This window comes from Nocardioides jejuensis, from assembly GCF_004337475.1.
GTDB lineage: Bacteria > Actinomycetota > Actinomycetes > Propionibacteriales > Nocardioidaceae > Nocardioides > Nocardioides jejuensis.
Genome location: NZ_SJZJ01000006.1, coordinates 13,756 through 28,504, shown reverse-complemented (window position 1 = coordinate 28,504; position 14,749 = coordinate 13,756). Strand labels below are relative to the sequence as shown.

At 69.9% G+C, this 14,749-nt stretch carries 20 protein-coding genes, 1 other RNA gene and 1 riboswitch; of the genes, 2 read left to right on the top strand and 19 right to left on the bottom strand.

The genetic code is table 11. From position 1 onward, the window contains the following. Positions 1–43: 43 nt before the first annotated feature. A complete protein-coding gene (locus EPD65_RS05225) occupies positions 44–760 on the top strand; it encodes a TetR/AcrR family transcriptional regulator (RefSeq protein ID WP_165872895.1) in 717 nt (238 codons plus the stop codon). Here the strand turns inward: EPD65_RS05225 and EPD65_RS05220 are convergent. The 11 genes from EPD65_RS05220 to ftsE form a co-directional block, all read right to left on the bottom strand. Next, the gene (locus tag EPD65_RS05220) at positions 747–1,751 is read right to left on the bottom strand and encodes a DUF3048 domain-containing protein (RefSeq protein ID WP_165872894.1); all 1,005 of its coding nucleotides are present in this window, start codon (positions 1,749–1,751) and stop codon (positions 747–749) included. The two genes, EPD65_RS05225 and EPD65_RS05220, sit on opposite strands and share 14 nt — an antisense overlap. 121 nt (positions 1,752–1,872) lie before the next feature. Further along, a complete protein-coding gene (locus EPD65_RS05215; protein WP_131582114.1) occupies positions 1,873–2,361 on the bottom strand; it encodes a C40 family peptidase in 489 nt (162 codons plus the stop codon). Between the two features lie 3 nt (positions 2,362–2,364). Next, positions 2,365–2,522, bottom strand: a riboswitch (cyclic di-AMP (ydaO/yuaA leader). Positions 2,523–2,716: 194 nt separating this feature from the next. Beyond that, positions 2,717–3,469 carry an SDR family NAD(P)-dependent oxidoreductase gene (locus EPD65_RS05210; RefSeq protein ID WP_131582113.1) on the bottom strand — a complete coding sequence of 251 codons (753 nt, stop codon included), beginning with the start codon at positions 3,467–3,469 and terminating at the stop codon, positions 2,717–2,719. Positions 3,470–3,531: 62 nt separating this feature from the next. After that, the gene (locus tag EPD65_RS05205) at positions 3,532–3,936 is read right to left on the bottom strand and encodes an HIT family protein (protein ID WP_131582112.1); all 405 of its coding nucleotides are present in this window, start codon (positions 3,934–3,936) and stop codon (positions 3,532–3,534) included. An 18-nt stretch (positions 3,937–3,954) separates the two neighbouring features. Then, a complete protein-coding gene (locus EPD65_RS05200) occupies positions 3,955–4,557 on the bottom strand; it encodes a transglutaminase-like domain-containing protein (RefSeq protein WP_131582111.1) in 603 nt (200 codons plus the stop codon). Between the two features lie 70 nt (positions 4,558–4,627). After that, positions 4,628–5,000: a transfer-messenger RNA gene (ssrA, locus tag EPD65_RS05195) on the bottom strand. Between the two features lie 59 nt (positions 5,001–5,059). Then, positions 5,060–5,293 carry a hypothetical protein gene (locus EPD65_RS05190; protein WP_131582110.1) on the bottom strand — a complete coding sequence of 78 codons (234 nt, stop codon included), beginning with the start codon at positions 5,291–5,293 and terminating at the stop codon, positions 5,060–5,062. A gap of 38 nt (positions 5,294–5,331) precedes the next feature. Further along, positions 5,332–5,811: an SsrA-binding protein SmpB gene (gene smpB, locus EPD65_RS05185; RefSeq protein ID WP_131582109.1), complete on the bottom strand. Its 480-nt coding sequence runs from the start codon at positions 5,809–5,811 to the stop codon at positions 5,332–5,334. Between the two features lie 47 nt (positions 5,812–5,858). Beyond that, on the bottom strand, positions 5,859–7,142 hold the full coding sequence (locus tag EPD65_RS05180; protein WP_131582108.1) for a peptidoglycan DD-metalloendopeptidase family protein: 1,284 nt from the start codon (positions 7,140–7,142) through the stop codon (positions 5,859–5,861). A 53-nt stretch (positions 7,143–7,195) separates the two neighbouring features. Continuing rightward, a complete protein-coding gene (gene ftsX / locus EPD65_RS05175) occupies positions 7,196–8,104 on the bottom strand; it encodes a permease-like cell division protein FtsX (RefSeq protein WP_131582107.1) in 909 nt (302 codons plus the stop codon). 11 nt (positions 8,105–8,115) lie between these two features. Further along, entirely contained in the window at positions 8,116–8,805 is a 690-nt protein-coding gene (gene ftsE, locus EPD65_RS05170) for a cell division ATP-binding protein FtsE (RefSeq protein ID WP_131582106.1), read from the bottom strand. A gap of 101 nt (positions 8,806–8,906) precedes the next feature. Between ftsE and EPD65_RS05165 the strand changes: the two genes are divergently transcribed. Then, positions 8,907–9,533, top strand: a complete 627-nt coding sequence (locus EPD65_RS05165; RefSeq protein ID WP_131582105.1) for a hypothetical protein — start codon at positions 8,907–8,909, stop codon at positions 9,531–9,533. Positions 9,534–9,555: 22 nt separating this feature from the next. Here the strand turns inward: EPD65_RS05165 and EPD65_RS05160 are convergent, their stop codons facing one another. The 8 genes from EPD65_RS05160 to EPD65_RS05125 form a co-directional block, all read right to left on the bottom strand. After that, positions 9,556–10,230: an alpha/beta fold hydrolase gene (locus EPD65_RS05160; RefSeq protein ID WP_131582104.1), complete on the bottom strand. Its 675-nt coding sequence runs from the start codon at positions 10,228–10,230 to the stop codon at positions 9,556–9,558. A gap of 4 nt (positions 10,231–10,234) precedes the next feature. Continuing rightward, entirely contained in the window at positions 10,235–11,347 is a 1,113-nt protein-coding gene (gene prfB, locus EPD65_RS05155) for a peptide chain release factor 2 (RefSeq protein ID WP_131582103.1), read from the bottom strand. Positions 11,348–11,508: 161 nt separating this feature from the next. Further along, positions 11,509–11,946 carry a pilus assembly protein TadG-related protein gene (locus tag EPD65_RS05150; protein WP_131582102.1) on the bottom strand — a complete coding sequence of 146 codons (438 nt, stop codon included), beginning with the start codon at positions 11,944–11,946 and terminating at the stop codon, positions 11,509–11,511. Next, complete coding sequence (locus tag EPD65_RS05145) at positions 11,943–12,392, bottom strand: hypothetical protein (RefSeq protein ID WP_131582101.1); 450 nt, start codon at positions 12,390–12,392, stop codon at positions 11,943–11,945. The genes EPD65_RS05150 and EPD65_RS05145 overlap by 4 nt, the downstream gene beginning before the upstream one ends. Then, complete coding sequence (locus EPD65_RS05140; RefSeq protein WP_131582100.1) at positions 12,389–12,778, bottom strand: TadE/TadG family type IV pilus assembly protein; 390 nt, start codon at positions 12,776–12,778, stop codon at positions 12,389–12,391. Before EPD65_RS05140 ends, EPD65_RS05145 begins: the two co-directional genes overlap by 4 nt. Next, positions 12,753–12,959, bottom strand: coding sequence for a hypothetical protein (locus EPD65_RS05135; RefSeq protein WP_131582099.1), 207 nt, complete (start codon positions 12,957–12,959; stop codon positions 12,753–12,755). The genes EPD65_RS05140 and EPD65_RS05135 overlap by 26 nt, the downstream gene beginning before the upstream one ends. A gap of 24 nt (positions 12,960–12,983) precedes the next feature. Next, positions 12,984–13,904 carry a type II secretion system F family protein gene (locus tag EPD65_RS05130; RefSeq protein WP_131582098.1) on the bottom strand — a complete coding sequence of 307 codons (921 nt, stop codon included), beginning with the start codon at positions 13,902–13,904 and terminating at the stop codon, positions 12,984–12,986. Further along, positions 13,901–14,749 carry a type II secretion system F family protein gene (locus EPD65_RS05125; protein WP_131582097.1) on the bottom strand — a complete coding sequence of 283 codons (849 nt, stop codon included), beginning with the start codon at positions 14,747–14,749 and terminating at the stop codon, positions 13,901–13,903. Before EPD65_RS05125 ends, EPD65_RS05130 begins: the two co-directional genes overlap by 4 nt.

The window sequence follows — 14,749 nt, the reverse complement described above, 5'->3', positions numbered from 1 at the left end:
CTGGACACTTGTCCAGTGACGGCGCTCACTTAGACTTCGGGCCGTGAGCAGAACTGCAGGCAGCGGGCGATCCAAGATCACCCTTCCGGGCGTGGCGACAGTGGCCGGCGTCGCGGGCATCAGCCGTCGCCAGCAGTACTCCGCCGCCACCCGCCGGGCCCTCCTCCGCGCCGCCGAGCAGCTCTTCGCCGTGCGCGGGTACGCCGCCACCTCGCTCGACGCGATCGTCTCCGACGCCAAGGTGACCAAGGGCGCGCTGTATCACCACTTCTCCGGCAAGCAGGGCATCTTCGAGGCGGTCCTCTCCGACCTCGAGGACCAGGCGGCGCGCAGCATCACCAAGGCAATGAAGGGTGCGAAGGACCCGTGGGACCAGGCGCGCGCGGGCCTCACAGCGTTCCTGGAGGTGCTCCGCGAGCCGGCCTACAGCCGCCTGGTCGTGCATGAGGCGCCGACCGTGCTCGGCCCGCAGCGCTTCGCCGAGCAGGAGGAGCGCTCGACGTTCGCCGTGCTCCGCAACGTCGTCTCCGGCGTCCTCAATGGCGACGCCCTCGGTGTCGACTCCCAGATGCAGGAGACGTTCTCGCGGATCTTCTTCGGCGCCCTCGCGGCTGCCGGTGACGCGATCGTCGAGAGCACCGACCCCTCCGCCGCGACCCAGCGCGTGGAGGCGGCGTTCGGCCTCCTTCTCGACGGCATGCGGTCGCTCGTCGGCACGCCTGAACGTGCCGACGGCGACGCGGAGATCAGCGGAAGCTGACGCCTCCGCCGCTGGTCGGCACGAGGTGCAGCCAGGTGTGGCCGGCCGGCACCTTGAACTGCTTGCCCGACGCGGTCACGAACGTGACGGTGTCACCGACCGTCGGCTTCTTCCACGTCACGCGGACAGCCTTGCCGTCGTGGAAGATGACCGCCTGCCCCTTGCCCTCGAAGTGCGAGATCGGCACGGGGTTGCCCGCCGGGTCCAGGTACGGCGCCAGCGAGGTCGTGACCATGCAGGTGATGACCGTGTCTGCCTTGAAGACGTCGCCGTCGGGCATGTAGCCGTTCTGCAGGATGTACTTGTGGCCCATCAGCTGCCAGTGCGCCGTACGGCCCGCTGACATGCGCGCGTCGATGGACGTCGCCGGCTTGCCGCCGGACATCGCGCCCTTGGCGCCGAACGGCAGGTAGTCGACCGGACGAGCGGGGTGCTTCTGCTCGGCAGCGAGCTTCTTCAGGTTCGCCACGACGCTGTGCAGGCTGTCGTGCGATCCGTCGAGGAGACGCTGGAGCGCGGGGTTGCCGCTGTCGAACGAGACGAACTTCTGGCCGGCCTTGGCGAGCCCGTCGAGCGTCACTGGCGCGGCGCCCGACGCAACGATCTCCGCGCCCAACGGCTTCGCGACGCCGATGTCGGTGAGGCGCATCGAGCGGACCGGGCCCACCTTCGACGGCAGCTGCGACTGGAAGAACGCGGCGAGGCGGGTGATGCCGCCCTCGACGAGCTCTTCGACGACCATGTCGGCCTTGCCGATGCCGTACTGCGGCGCGCTGGCGGCCGTGTTGTCGATCTTGACGATGTACGCCGGGGACTTGGGCGAGCGGCCGTCCGGGACGGGGAGACCCGTCAGCGGCCAGGTCTCCGGCTTCGCTGCGGGAGCGCTGCTCGACGGCCGCTCGCTCGAGCTGGTGCCATCGGTGCCGGTCAGCCCTCCACAGCCGGCGAGGACGACGCTCGCGGCGAGGGTGGCGGCTACGGACAGGCGCATGCGGCGCACGTTCTTCTCCGATCGGTGGGTGCAGAACTCCTCAAAGTCTGAGGGCGCGCCTCCGCACGACGGCGGAGGCGCGCCCTCAGACCCCGAGATACAGGGAGATCGCGACGATACGTCAGCGAAGGGTGCCGGCGAACCAGCCCGAGGTCCACGGCGTACGGATGCGCACATGGTCGCCCGACTTGGGGGCGTCGATCATCAGGCGGTGGCCGTTCTTCCAGCCGACGAAGATCGCCACGTGGTAGACGTGGCCGCCGTCGCTGAAGAACATCAGGTCGCCGGGCTTCATGTTCGACTTGCTGATGCGGCGCGTGGCACCGGCCTGGGCGCCCGACGAGCGCGGCACGGAGACGCCGGCCTTGCGCATCGAGTAGTAGACGAGGCCCGAGCAGTCGAAGCGGCCGGGGCCGGCCGAGCCGTAGCTGTAGGGGTCACCCTGCTGGTGCTTGGCGACGGTCAGACCGTTGAGGATCTTGGCCGAGCGCGTGACCGCGGCGTCGGCCTTCGGGGCGGTCGAGACGTTGGTGACGACCAGGCCGAAGCAGAGGACGAGCAGGACGAACGGCAGCATGACAAAGCTGCGCATGCGAGAGATCGCAGGCATGAGTGTGTTCCTTTCCCACGCCTGTGAGGTGAGCTGTCGGGTTAGAGCTGGAAAGTGCTCCGCCACCTAGGTGGCTTCACCCCGAGCGATCCGGAGACCGCGTGGAACCTGTGGGTCCCCCACTCCTGCCCAGATCTTGTAGAGATCGGGGAGCGCATCCGGCCGGGCAGGACTCGGCGATTGCCGGAGCGCAGGTATTCGGTTGTTGGTCCACGACCGTACGGACCGGGCAGCCGAAAGGCCACTTGAGACCCCTACTTTGGTATGTGATCCACCTCGCGTGACGCACGCAACCCGGCCCGACGACGTCGGACCGGGTTGCATAACTGCAGGTCAGAAGCGCTTTTCGGGCCTCTCAGTGGATCGCGGCGCCACCGCAGACGTTGAGCGTCTGGCCTGTGATGTACGACGCCTCGTCGCTGCAGAGGAACGCCGCAGCTGCCGCGATGTCCTCCGGCTGGCCCACCCGACCGACCGGGTTGTGGTCGGCGTTGAGCTTGAAGAACTCCTCCGGCTCCATGCCCAGGCGACGGGCGGTGGCCTCGGTCATCTCGGTGACGATGAAGCCGGGAGCGATGGCGTTGACGTTGATGCCGAACTTGCCGAGCTCCTTGCCCAGGGTCTTGGTGAAGCCCTGGACGCCGGCCTTGGCCGCCGAGTAGTTGGCCTGTCCGCGGTTGCCGTAGGCGCTGATCGAGGAGAGGTTGAGGATCTTTCCGTAGCGCTGCGCGGTGAAGACCTTCTGCGCGGTCTGGGCCATCAGGAACGCACCCTTGAGGTGGACGTTCATGACCAGGTCCCAGTCGAGGTCGGTCATCTTGAAGAGCAGGTTGTCGCGCGTGATGCCGGCGTTGTTGACCAGCACGTGCAGGCCACCCAGCTCGGCCACCGTGCGGTCGACCGCGGCCTCGACGGCGGCACGGTCCGCGACGTCGCAGCCGATGCCGATCGCCTTCGGCAGCTTGGCCGCGGCTGCCGCGGCGTCCTCCTCGTTGAGGTCCACGATCGCGACCGCAGCTCCCTCGTCCGAGAAGCGCTGCGCCATCGCGAAGCCCAGCCCGCGCGCGGCACCCGTGACCAGCACGACGCGTCCGTCGTAACGACCCATGATTCCTCCAAGTCCGTCAGCCCGCCGTGGTGGTCGGGCACCGCTGGCCACCTTAGTGCGGGTCAGAGCACTGAGCGGAGCCTCTCCGCGTACGCCGCGGCCTCGCCCTCGGCGTACGGGCGTCGGGGCCAGAAGAACCCGCGCAGGCCGTCACCCTTCGTGCGCGGGACGACGTGACAGTGCAGGTGCGGCACCGACTGGGAGACGGTGTTGTTCATCGCAACGAACGAGCCCTGGGCGCCGAGTCCGTCGACCATTGCCGTGGCGAGCCGCTGCGCCGCCGCGAGGAACGGGTCGCGGAGCTCGGCCGGCAGGTCGGGCAGCGTCACGTGGTGGGCCTTCGGCACCAGCAGGACATGCCCCTTGAAGACGGGGCGCCGGTCGAGGAAGGCGAGCAGCACGTCGGTCTCGAGCACGACCTCCGCCGGGGTCTCCCCCGCGACGATCGAGCAGAAGACGCAGTCCATGCCCCGACCGTAGCCGCGTCAGAGACCCGTCGGGAGGCCGACGTCGTAGACGGCGAGGATGTCATCGGTGGCCTGCAGCGCTTCGACGACGGCGCCGGCCGGCGAGATGTGCAGGGTCGGGTAGTCGATCTCCCCCGCCGCAGCGTCGACGGAAGAGGCGAGCCGCTCCGCCCCGAGCGAGAACTGCGCGTCGACGCCGTCCTTGTTGCCGCGCGGGTCCTGCCGGTGCCACCGGCCGTCCAGGTGAACGGCGACGAGCCCGTGCAGGACGTGGCCGTCGCCGTGGCTGAGCCGCTGGTAGCAGAGCGCGGTGGGCACCCCGCCGGCCCGCAGGACCGCAGCGAGCAGGTGCGACTTCGCGTAGCAGAGGCCGACCCGGTGCTCGAGCACCTCCGACGCGGTCAGCGTGACGCGCGGGTCGCTGACGTCGTACGAGTGGCTGACGTGGTCGCGGACCCACTCGAACGCTGCCCGCGCGAAGGCTTCGTCGCCCGCCGCGCCGGACCGCAGCTCAGCCGCGAGCGCGACGACCGCCGGATGGGTCGACTCGACGACGGCGTCCTCACCGAGGCACGTCGCGGGGTCGCGAGCATCGAGCAGCGGCGAGGACTGGTCGGACATGGCTTCACCGTAGGGGAACAGCAACGGCCGGCCCCGAGGGGCCGGCCGTCATGCCAAGAGGGCTGTCACTGCGTGGAGCTGCGGGGAATCGAACCCCGGTCCTCGAGCGTCGATCCAGGTCTTCTACGGGCGTAGTCCGCGGTATGCGTTTTTCTCGGCCCCGGCGCTTGCACGGACACGTGCGCCGACGGGCTCAGTCGGGATTAAGTCCCGATCAACCCTCCCCACGGAAGTTGATCAGCAAGTCCTCTGAATGAGGCCAGGATCCGGGACGAGGACGGGTGCCCGGTCTGACCCTTCGATCACTGCTCAGGCAGCGAGAGCGAAGTCGTTGCGGTTAGAGTTGGCAACTATTGGTTTCCAGCGATCGTTAACGAGATAACGCTGGCTTCTCGACCCGCTTCCCCTGGAACTAACGTCCCAAGTCGAAACCGATCAGCCCCTCTTGATTTTTCAAACTGCGTGGACAGTCTAGTCCGCGCAACCGGGCAGCCTCGACCGGTTATTCCTCGCCGAGCATCTCGAGCGACCGGACCCGCAGCGAGCCGACCTCGAGCTCGTCGATGATCAGGCGCTTGATCCGGCCTTCCCCCACAGCCAGACGACCGATGGCGACCGCTCCGACGGCAACCGCACCCACGGCCAGGGCACCGACCGCCAACGCCCCCAGTGCCCCGGCTCCGATCGATCCGGCACCGAGGATCGAGGCGCCGCGCGTGTCCAGCAACGAGTCCATGTCGCGATCGTGCCACGGACCCGGAGCAGCGAACAGGATCAGTCCTTGTAGCCCTTGAGCCGACGCTGGACGGCCTGCTCCTTCTCACGGTCGGCCTGCTTCTCGGCCAGCGTGTGGCGCTTGTCGTACGCCTTCTTGCCGCGGGCGAGAGCGATCTCGACCTTGGCGCGGCCGTCCTTGAAGTACAGGGAGAGCGGGACGAGCGTGTAGCCCTTGTCGCCGAGCTTGCGCTCGATCCGGGTGATCTCCGCGCGGTTGAGCAGCAGCTTGCGACGCCGCCGGGCCGCGTGGTTGGTCCACGTGCCGTTGAGGTACTCCGGGATGTGGACGTGGAGCAGGTAGACCTCGCCGTTGTCGACCTCGGCGAAGCCGTCGACGAGGGACGCGCGCCCCTGGCGCAGGGACTTCACCTCGGTCCCCATCAGCACCATGCCCGCTTCCCACGTCTCGTCGATGTGGTAGTCGTGCCGCGCCTTCTTGTTCTGCGCGATGGGCTTGGTGCCCTGTTCCCTGGCCATTCGGTCATTCTCTCAGGACAGGCGAGCGGTTTTCGAAACGACCCGGGTCAGAGCCACTTCATCGGGTCGACGTCGACGCCGTTCTCCTTGACCGTCCAGTGCAGGTGGCAGCCGGTCGCCCAGCCGGTATCGCCGACGTAGCCGATGGTCTGGCCGCGCTTCACGTGCTGGCCCACCCCGACGATGTAGCTCGACGCGTGGCTGTAGCTCGTCGACAGGCCGACTCCGCCGTGGACGCCGAGGTCGATGAACATGTAGTTGCCCGACGGGTCCGAGTCGCCGCCGCCACGGGCCACGACGACGCCGTCGGCCGGAGCACGCAGCGGCTGGCCGCAGCCGACGCCGAAGTCGATGCCGTTGTGGAAGCTGCGGGTGTGCCAGATCGGGTGGATCCGCCAGCCGAACGGCGAGGTGATCGGGCCGCTCGCCGGCGCGGAGAGGTAGCCCGGACCATCGGCGTAGTTGCCGCCGTTCTTGCGGATCTCGGCCGCGGCACGCTTCTTGAGCAGCGCCGAGATGTGGTCTTCCTTCGCCTTCAGGCGGGCGAGAGCAGCACGGTCGGCAGCACGAGCCCGAGCGGCCTGATGCTGGATCGCGGCGCGCTTGTCGACGAACGACTGCACCTGCGCGGTCTCGGTCGCAGCCTTCTTCTCGAGCGCGGCCTTCTCGTCGAGGTTCGCGGCGGCGGCTGCACGGCTGGCGGCGACCTCACCCTTGCGGGTCTCGACCTGTGCCTCGCGCGAGGCGAGCTCGCGCTCGGCGTTCTCCAGGGCGGAGAGGACGGCGTCTTCCCGGTCGCCATAGGACTCGTTGAACGCGATCGCCCGCGTCATGTCGCTGGGGTCCCCGGCTCCGGCCACGGCGGCGAAGCCGAGCAGTCGCGGGTCGCCCTGCTCGTAGACGGAGGTCACGAACGCGGCGATCTCGTCCTTCTGGTCGGCGACCTTCTGCTGCCCCTCGGCGAGGTCCTGCTGCGCGACGGCAAGGTTGTGGACGGCCTCGTCGAGCGCGGCCTGCATCTTCTGGTCGCGCACGCGGGCCTCGTGCAGGGCGGCCTGCGTCGCCTGCAGCCGGACCTTCACGGTGTGCAGGGAGGCCTCGGCCCGCTGCAGCGCCGCGGTTGCCCGGGCAGCTGTCGCGCTCGAGTCCTCGAGGTCGGACTGGGCCTGCGAGACCTGGTGGTGGACCTGCTTCTGCTTGTCCTTCAGGCCGTCCTCGGCGGACGCGAGCGGGGTCGACAGGGCCATCGCAGCCACGGACAGGAGCGCGAGCGCGCCCAGGCGACGACGGTTGGCGTTCGGACGGTTGGCGTTGGGGAAGTGGCCAGCCACGGGTGAAACCTTTGTTCGGGGAAGAGAACAGTTTCGACGGTAGGTGACGCGGGTCAGACCTTGAGGTATTTGCGCGTCAACAGGAGTGTCGGGACAACGGTGAGGATTGGCCCGAGGATCGCGGCCGCCTCGATGGCAAGGAGCGCGTCGGTCCAGTCGACCCACGGCATCAGGCGCAGGTCGCTGACGCCCCGGATGATCGCGAAGTACTCGAACGCCGACAGCGCAGCCGCCGCCAGCGCCACACCCGCGACCGCGGTGATCAGCGCCTCCAGGAGGAACGGCAACATGATGTAGAGCGTGCCGGCACCGACCAGGCGCATGATGCCGATCTCGCGCCGTCGGGCGTATGCCGTCAGCCGGATCGTGTTCGCGACGAGGAGCAGCGCGGCCATCAGCAGCACGCCCGCGGTGAGCAGCGAGCCGATCTGCATGCGGTCGAGGATCTTGAAGATCGGCCCGACGAGGCCGCGGGAGTCGCGGATGCTGTCGACGCCGTCGAGGCCCTCGACGGCGCTCATGATGCCGTCGGCCTTGTGGCGGTCCTTGAGGTCGATCCAGATCGACTCACGCAGGTCGTCGGGGCCGAAGTCCGCGGGGAGCTTGGTCTGGTACTGCTGGCCGAAGAGGCGCTTGGTCTTCTCGAAGGCGACCTCCTGCGACTCGACGTGCGAGCCCTTGGCCTCCGGGTTGTCCTGGACGACCTTGAGGATCGCGGCCTTCTGCGCCGGGGTGACCCCACCGGTGCAGGTGCTTGCCTTGGAGGCGTCGTTGCACAGCCACACCACGACCTGGTTGATCTTGCCGAAGTGCTCCTCGGCGTGGTCGGCCTGCAGCTTGAGCAGGGTGCCGAGGCCGACGAGGGTCAGCGACACGAAGAGGGTCAGGACGACGGCGAGGTGCATCGAGACGTTGCGCCGCAGGCCCTGCTTGAGCTCGGTGAAGACATAGGTCATCTGCATGGGAAGGGCTCTCAGTTCTCGTAGCCGTAGGCGCCGCGGGCCTCGTCACGGACGACCTTGCCGCCGGCGAGCTCGACGACGCGCTTGCGCATCTGGTCGACGATGCCGGCGTCGTGGGTCGCCATGATCACGGTCGTGCCGGTGCGGTTGATCCGGTCGAGCAGCTTCATGATGCCGAGCGACGTCGCCGGGTCGAGGTTTCCGGTGGGCTCGTCCGCGATCAGGATCATCGGGCGGTTGACGAAGGCGCGCGCGATCGCGACACGCTGCTGCTCGCCACCGGAGAGCTCGTCAGGCATGCGGTCGGCCTTGTCGCTGAGGCCGACCAGCTCGAGGGTCTCGGGCACGAGGCGGTCGACGTCCGCGCGCGACTTGCCGATCACCTGCAGCGCGAACGCGACGTTCTCCGCGACCGTCTTGTTCTGCAGGAGGCGGAAGTCCTGGAAGACCGTGCCGATCTGGCGGCGCAGCCGCGGGACCTTCCAGCCGGCCAGCCGGTTGAGGTCCTTGCCGGCCACGTGGACGCGACCCTCGGTGGCGCTGTGCTCACGCAGGATCAGCCGCAGGAACGTCGACTTGCCGGAACCGGAGGCGCCGACGAGGAAGACGAACTCGCCCTTCTCGATGTCGACCGACACCTTGTCGAGCGCACCATGGTCCTGGCCGGGGTACGTCTTGCTGACCTTTTCGAAGCGGATCACTGCACAGACTTTAGGTCAGGGGACAACCAGAACCGCGGACCTGCGTGTCGCAGCACCACCCGTGACGGCGCATCCGGCAGGCGGGACCTAGGGTGGGCAGCATGGCTCGCCGTACCCGTTCCGTGAGGTCCTTGCGGACTGTCGCCGCCGTCACCGGAGCGGCGTTCGCCGGGATGCTGCTCGCCGGGTGCGGCGGTGGCTCCAGCCCTGCACCGACGCCACCCAAGCCCACCCCCCTCGCGTCGTACGACGGCACGGTGGCGCACGTCCAGCGGGTCTCGTTCTGCACGCGGATCCCGAAGGATGCCGTCGCCGACGCCGTCGGGACGAGCAAGGTCACCACCGCGCACTACGGCAACGGCGAGCGGCTGCCGGGCACCGAGGACCTCTCGCACGAGTACGGCTGCGTGTTCGCCGACAGCGATGTGATCGCACGCAGCTGGGTCTTCGTCCCGCCGGTGACCCCGGCCCGGGCGGCGCAGCTCGTGACGAGCGCGCGCAAGACCCCGGGCTGTCACACGACGCCGGCAGCGAAGTTCGGCTCGCCGGCGATCGGCACCGTCTGCAGCAGCGGCGCCATCCGGACCGTCACCTACCGTGGGCTCTTCGGCGATGCCTGGCTGGCGTGCTCCATCGCGGCCCCGACGAAGGAGGCCTCCGAGGCCGAGCTCGTGGCGCGTGCCGGCATCTGGTGCGTCCGGGTCGCCACCACCGCCTCGTCCTCCTGAGGCGCGGACCTGCGCGGGAGCGTCAGCCGCGGGCCGCGAGCCAGCCGAGCACGGCGTCGAGGAACAACGCGGGCTTGCGGCGGTGGATGTGGTGCCCCGCGTTGATCTCGACGATGACGCAGTCCGGGATCAGGTCCACGACCTCGGCGACCTTCACCACCGGCAGGTGGGAGCCGGCACCGCCGCTCACGACCAGCGTCGGCGCCACCACCTGCGCGAGCTCGTCCCAGGCGACGTCGTCGTGCGTGGAGGCCTCCCCCATCAGCGTCGGCACGGCGTCCCAGTCATAGTCGAGCTCGCGGGCCGGGCGTGCAGGGATCCGGCGCTTGCGCGGCCACGGCGGGATCACGTCCTCGACGACGAGGCGTGCAACGAGATCCGGCCGATGGGCGGCGATCCGGAAGCCGATGCTCCCGCCCAGCGAGTGCCCGACGAGGACGACGTCGCTCAGGCCCAGGGCATCCAGCAGCGAGCAGACGTCGGCCTCGATCAGGGCATGGCCGTAGGCACCGGGCCAGTCGCTGTCGCCGTGGCCGCGCAGGTCGACGGCGTACGTCGTGAACCGGGCCGCGAGCGCATCACGCACCGTGTCCCAGTTGGAGGCGCGCTCCCCCACGCCGTGCAGGAGCACCATCGGCGGACCGTCCCCGCGCACGTCGTACGCAAGGGTCACGTCACCGACGCGGAGCCTGTGCAAGCGGTCAGCCCTGCTCGACGCCACCACGACGCCAGCGGATGCCGGCCTCGATGAAGTCGTCGATGTCGCCGTCGAGGACGGCGGACGGGTTGCCCGACTCGTGGCCGGTGCGGAGGTCCTTGACCAGCTGGTACGGGTTGAGGACGTAGTTGCGCATCTGGTCGCCCCACGACGCGGCGACGTCACCCTTGAGGTCCTTCTTGAGCGCGGCTTCCTCGGCCTTCTTCCGCGCGAGGAGCTTCGCCTTGAGGACGACCATCGCGGAGGCCTTGTTCTGCAGCTGCGACTTCTCGTTCTGGCAGGACACCACGATGCCGGTCGGGAGGTGCGTCAGGCGGACCGCCGAGTCGGTCGTGTTGACCGACTGACCACCCGGGCCACCGGAGCGGAAGACGTCGACGCGCAGGTCGTTCTCGTCGACCTCGATGTTGTCGGTCTGCTCGAGGACGGGCACGACCTCGACAGCCGCGAACGACGTCTGGCGGCGGCCCTGGTTGTCGAACGGCGAGATGCGCACGAGGCGGTGCGTGCCGGCCTCGACCGAGAGGGTGCCGTAGCCGTAGGGGGCGTGGATCGCGAACTCGGCGGACTTGATGCCAGCCTCTTCCGCGTAGGAGACGTCGAAGACCTCGACGGGGTACTTGTTGCGCTCGGCCCAGCGCGTGTACATGCGCATGAGCTGCTCGGCGAAGTCGGCGGCGTCGACGCCACCGGCGCCGGCGCGGACGGAGACGATCGCCTCGCGGGCGTCGTACTCACCGTTGAGGAGGGTGCGGACCTCGAGGGCCTCGGCCGACTTCTTGATCCGCTCGAGGTCGGCGTCTGCCTCGGCGAGCGTGTCGGCGTCGTTCTCCTCCTGGCCCATCTCGACCAGGACGGCGAGGTCGTCGATCCGGTCGACGAGGCTGGTGAAGCGCTCGAGCTCGCCGTTGAGCTGGGACAGCCGCCCGGTCACGCGCTGGGCGTTCTCCTGGTTGTCCCAGAGGTCGGGCGAACCAGCCTGCTCCTCGAGCTCGGCGATCTCCCTGCGCATGCCGTCCACATCAAGCACTTGCTCGATGGTGTGCATCGTCGCCTTGAGCTGCCTGATCTCGCTGTCGAAGTCCGTGGTTGCCACGGTCGTCAAGGTTACGGCACCGCGACGCATCCACTGACCGCGGCGCAGGGCCCGGAAATGGAAGGCCCCCGCAGGGGTCTCGGGTCCTCTGCGGGGGCTGTGCCCATTGTGGGGTCGCCGGGGCCTCCCGCGACATGCTTCGGGGTGCTTCGTGAGCGATGTCACTCGCTGTCGAGCACCACCGAGGCAGACCCGGTGGCGCTGACGGTCGTCGCGGTGAGGCCCTGCACGGTCAGCGGGAGATCGAGCGGCGCCCGCAGCCGGACAAGGACACGGTCGTCGACGACGCTCACCTCGGCCACCAGGCCGGGGTGGTCGCGCTGGGCATCCGTCGCGCGCAGGTGCTCGGCCACGCTCGCACGAGCCGTGCGGACATCGACGGGGGCGAGCGCGCCAAGCCCTCCGTCGTACGCCGGGGAGCCCTGGACCTGGTCGGCGGCGGCGAGCGCCGCTCCGTCGGCCAGCGTCGCAAGCGACTCACGCTGGAGGTACGCCGCGGACGCATCGACCGTCACCCCGATCGCGAGCAGCAGCACGAGCGCGAAGCCGATGATCAGGACCGTGACCTGCCCCGCCTCCTCCCCGTGCCGGGCACTCACGGGCCCACGTCCCGGTAGCGACCGATCGGCACCCGGTGCTCAGCCCTGACCGCGAAGCTCGGCGCACCGCCACCGAGGGCAGCCGGCACCAACGGCAGGACCACCCGCGAGGAGAGGTGGACGACGATCGTGGCACCGCGACGGTGGCACGGTGGCGCCGGCTCGCAGGTGACCCGCAGGTCGACGGGCTGGGTCACGCCCTGGTCATCGAGCGCAACCGTGGCCGCTTCGCGTGCCCGCCGCAGACCCTCGTCGTCCGTCGCGGCCAGTGCGTAGGCGCGACCCGCAGCACGCGAGGCGACCGCCGCCCCGAACGAGGCCCGCTGGACGTCGAAGACCGCGAGCAGCAGATAGACGAGCGGCACCAGCAGGAGCATCGCCAGCCACACGAACTCGACGAGGGCGCTCCCCTGCTCGTCATGCCGCCGCGCATCGCGCCGCCTCACGACGGCTCCTCGATGGCGTGGCCGGTCAGCTCGAGCCGCGTCGCCGGACCCCACAGCCCCAACGGCGGCACCACGGCCACCACCCGGATCTCGACGCCGGGCTGGCCGTCGACGATCGATGGACGCGCGGTCACCTCGCGTGCGAACCGTGCCGAGAGCGCACCCGCGATCTGGTCACGGGTGCGGCGCACTCCGTCGGCCGGACCTCGATCCGCGGTCGCGGCCAGCCGGGCCCCGTCCGACGCGGCCGCGGTCAACGTGTTGCGGACGTGCAGCACGAGCGCCAGCTGAAGGATGCCCAGGACCAGCGGCAGGAGCACCACGGTCACGAGCACGAAGTCGACGACCGCGGCGCCGTCCTCAGCCGCTGACCTGTGCCAGCGCATTGCTCAGCATCTGCTGCAGCTGCGGCCCCGCGAATCGCCAGAGCATCGTCACCAGGCCGGCCGTCATGATCGTGACCAGCACCCATCCCGGGACGTCTCCGCGCTCGTCGCGCCGCTCGTCGCGGCCCGTCGTCGTCCATGCCAGCGTCAGGCACCACGCCCACGTCGTCAGTTGCTTCACCCGAGATCCTTCCCTTGCGCCCTGTCAGGGCGTCATCAACGTCAGCCCGACAGCGCCGGGCCAGAAAGCGAAAACCACGGTCACCGGCAGCACGAGGAAGACCACCGGAACCATCATCAGGACCTCGCGCCGTGCCGCGGACTCGATCAGCTCGCGCCGACCTGCCTCACGCACGTCGGCGGCCTGCGCATGCAGGATGTCCGCGAGCGGCGTGCCCCGCTCCACCGCGACCGCGATCCCTTCGGCGAACCGCGCGACAAGCGGTACGCCGGTGCGTGCGGCGAGGCCGTCGAAGGCCTCGCTCACCGGCGTGCCCGTCCGGACCACAGCCAGCACAGCACCGAGGTCGTCTGCGAGCGGGCCGGACGTGCGCGCGACCACCCGACCCAGGGCGGCCACCGGCCCCTCTCCCGCCGCCACCGCCAGAGCCAGCAGCTCGGCGACCGTCGGGAACTCGAGAAGCACCGCGCGCTCGCGGCGGCGCACCTGCGCGGTGAGCCGCTGATCCCGCAGGACGACTCCCGCCGCGAAACCCAGCACACACAGCACGAGCAGCTGGACCACACTCCCTGCGGTCGCACCCCGCGCAGAGTCGAGCAGCCCGTACGCCGCGACGGCACCGAAGCCGAGCAGGCCCCACACGACCTGCTCCACCCGGAAGTCGGCCGCCGTGCCCTGGATGCCGGCCCGCTCGAGGCGACGACGCACGGTGGCCGCGCCACCCAGGACAGCCTCGAGCCGGCTGCCAGTTGCCGCGAGCATCGCCCCGAGGATGCCTCGGCCGCCGCCCGCCTGGCGTGCGGCTGGCCGGCGTACGTCGCGCAGGTACGGCAGCACCCGGATCCGCAGGTCGACGCGGCGCAGGGCGCGGACGCGGACTGCCACCAGCACGAGGCCGAGCCCCGCCACGGCACCGAACAGCGCACCCTCCCAGGCGCCGGTCATGCCAGGACCCGACGCTCGGTCGGGAGCCGGCCGATGCGCACCATCAACCGGTAGGCGACGAAGCAGCACGCGGCACCACCAAAGACGACGAGCGCTCCGCCGGCCGACGAATAGCGCGCGATGACATCCGGCTGGAAGGACAGCATCAGCAGCACGATCCACGGGGCCGCGACCGCCAGGCGCGCGCCCGACACGGTCCAGGCCTGACGCGACTCGAGCTCCGACCTGGTCCGTGCGTCCTGCCGTAGGAAGGAGGAGAGGTTGCGCAGCAGGCGTCCGAGATCACCTCCTCCGACCTCACGGGCAACCCGCAGCGCCTCGACAACGCGGTCACCGACGGGATCGGCCAGGCGATCCTTCAGACGGTCGAGCGCATCCGGGAACCGGCCGCTCACCTGGTAGTCGAGCGCGAACGCAGCGAACGCCGGCCGCAACGCCGTCGGGCCGCGGGTCCCGAGCGCGCTGAGCGCCTCCGGGAGCGACATGCCCGCCCGCACGGCGCTGGCCAGGTTGTCGACTGCCTCCGGCCACACCTCGGCGAAGTCGCGTTGTCGCCGACGCGCCCGCCCCTGCAGCGCGGCGTACGGCAGATAGCCACCGATGAGGGCGAACACGAGGGCGATCGGCCAGGCCTTCGCGACGGCCAGCAGGGCGAGACCGGCCGTGACGCCGCATCCGCCGCTGGCCATCACGATCGTCCGGACGGACACGCCTTCGACCCCCGCCCGCGCGAGCAGCTGGCTGAGCCCGGACGGCCGCCGCGCCGACCGCACGCTCGGCACCTGGAACGACGACCACACCAGGAGGAGACCGAGACCAACCCCCAGACCGACGAGAGCACCCAT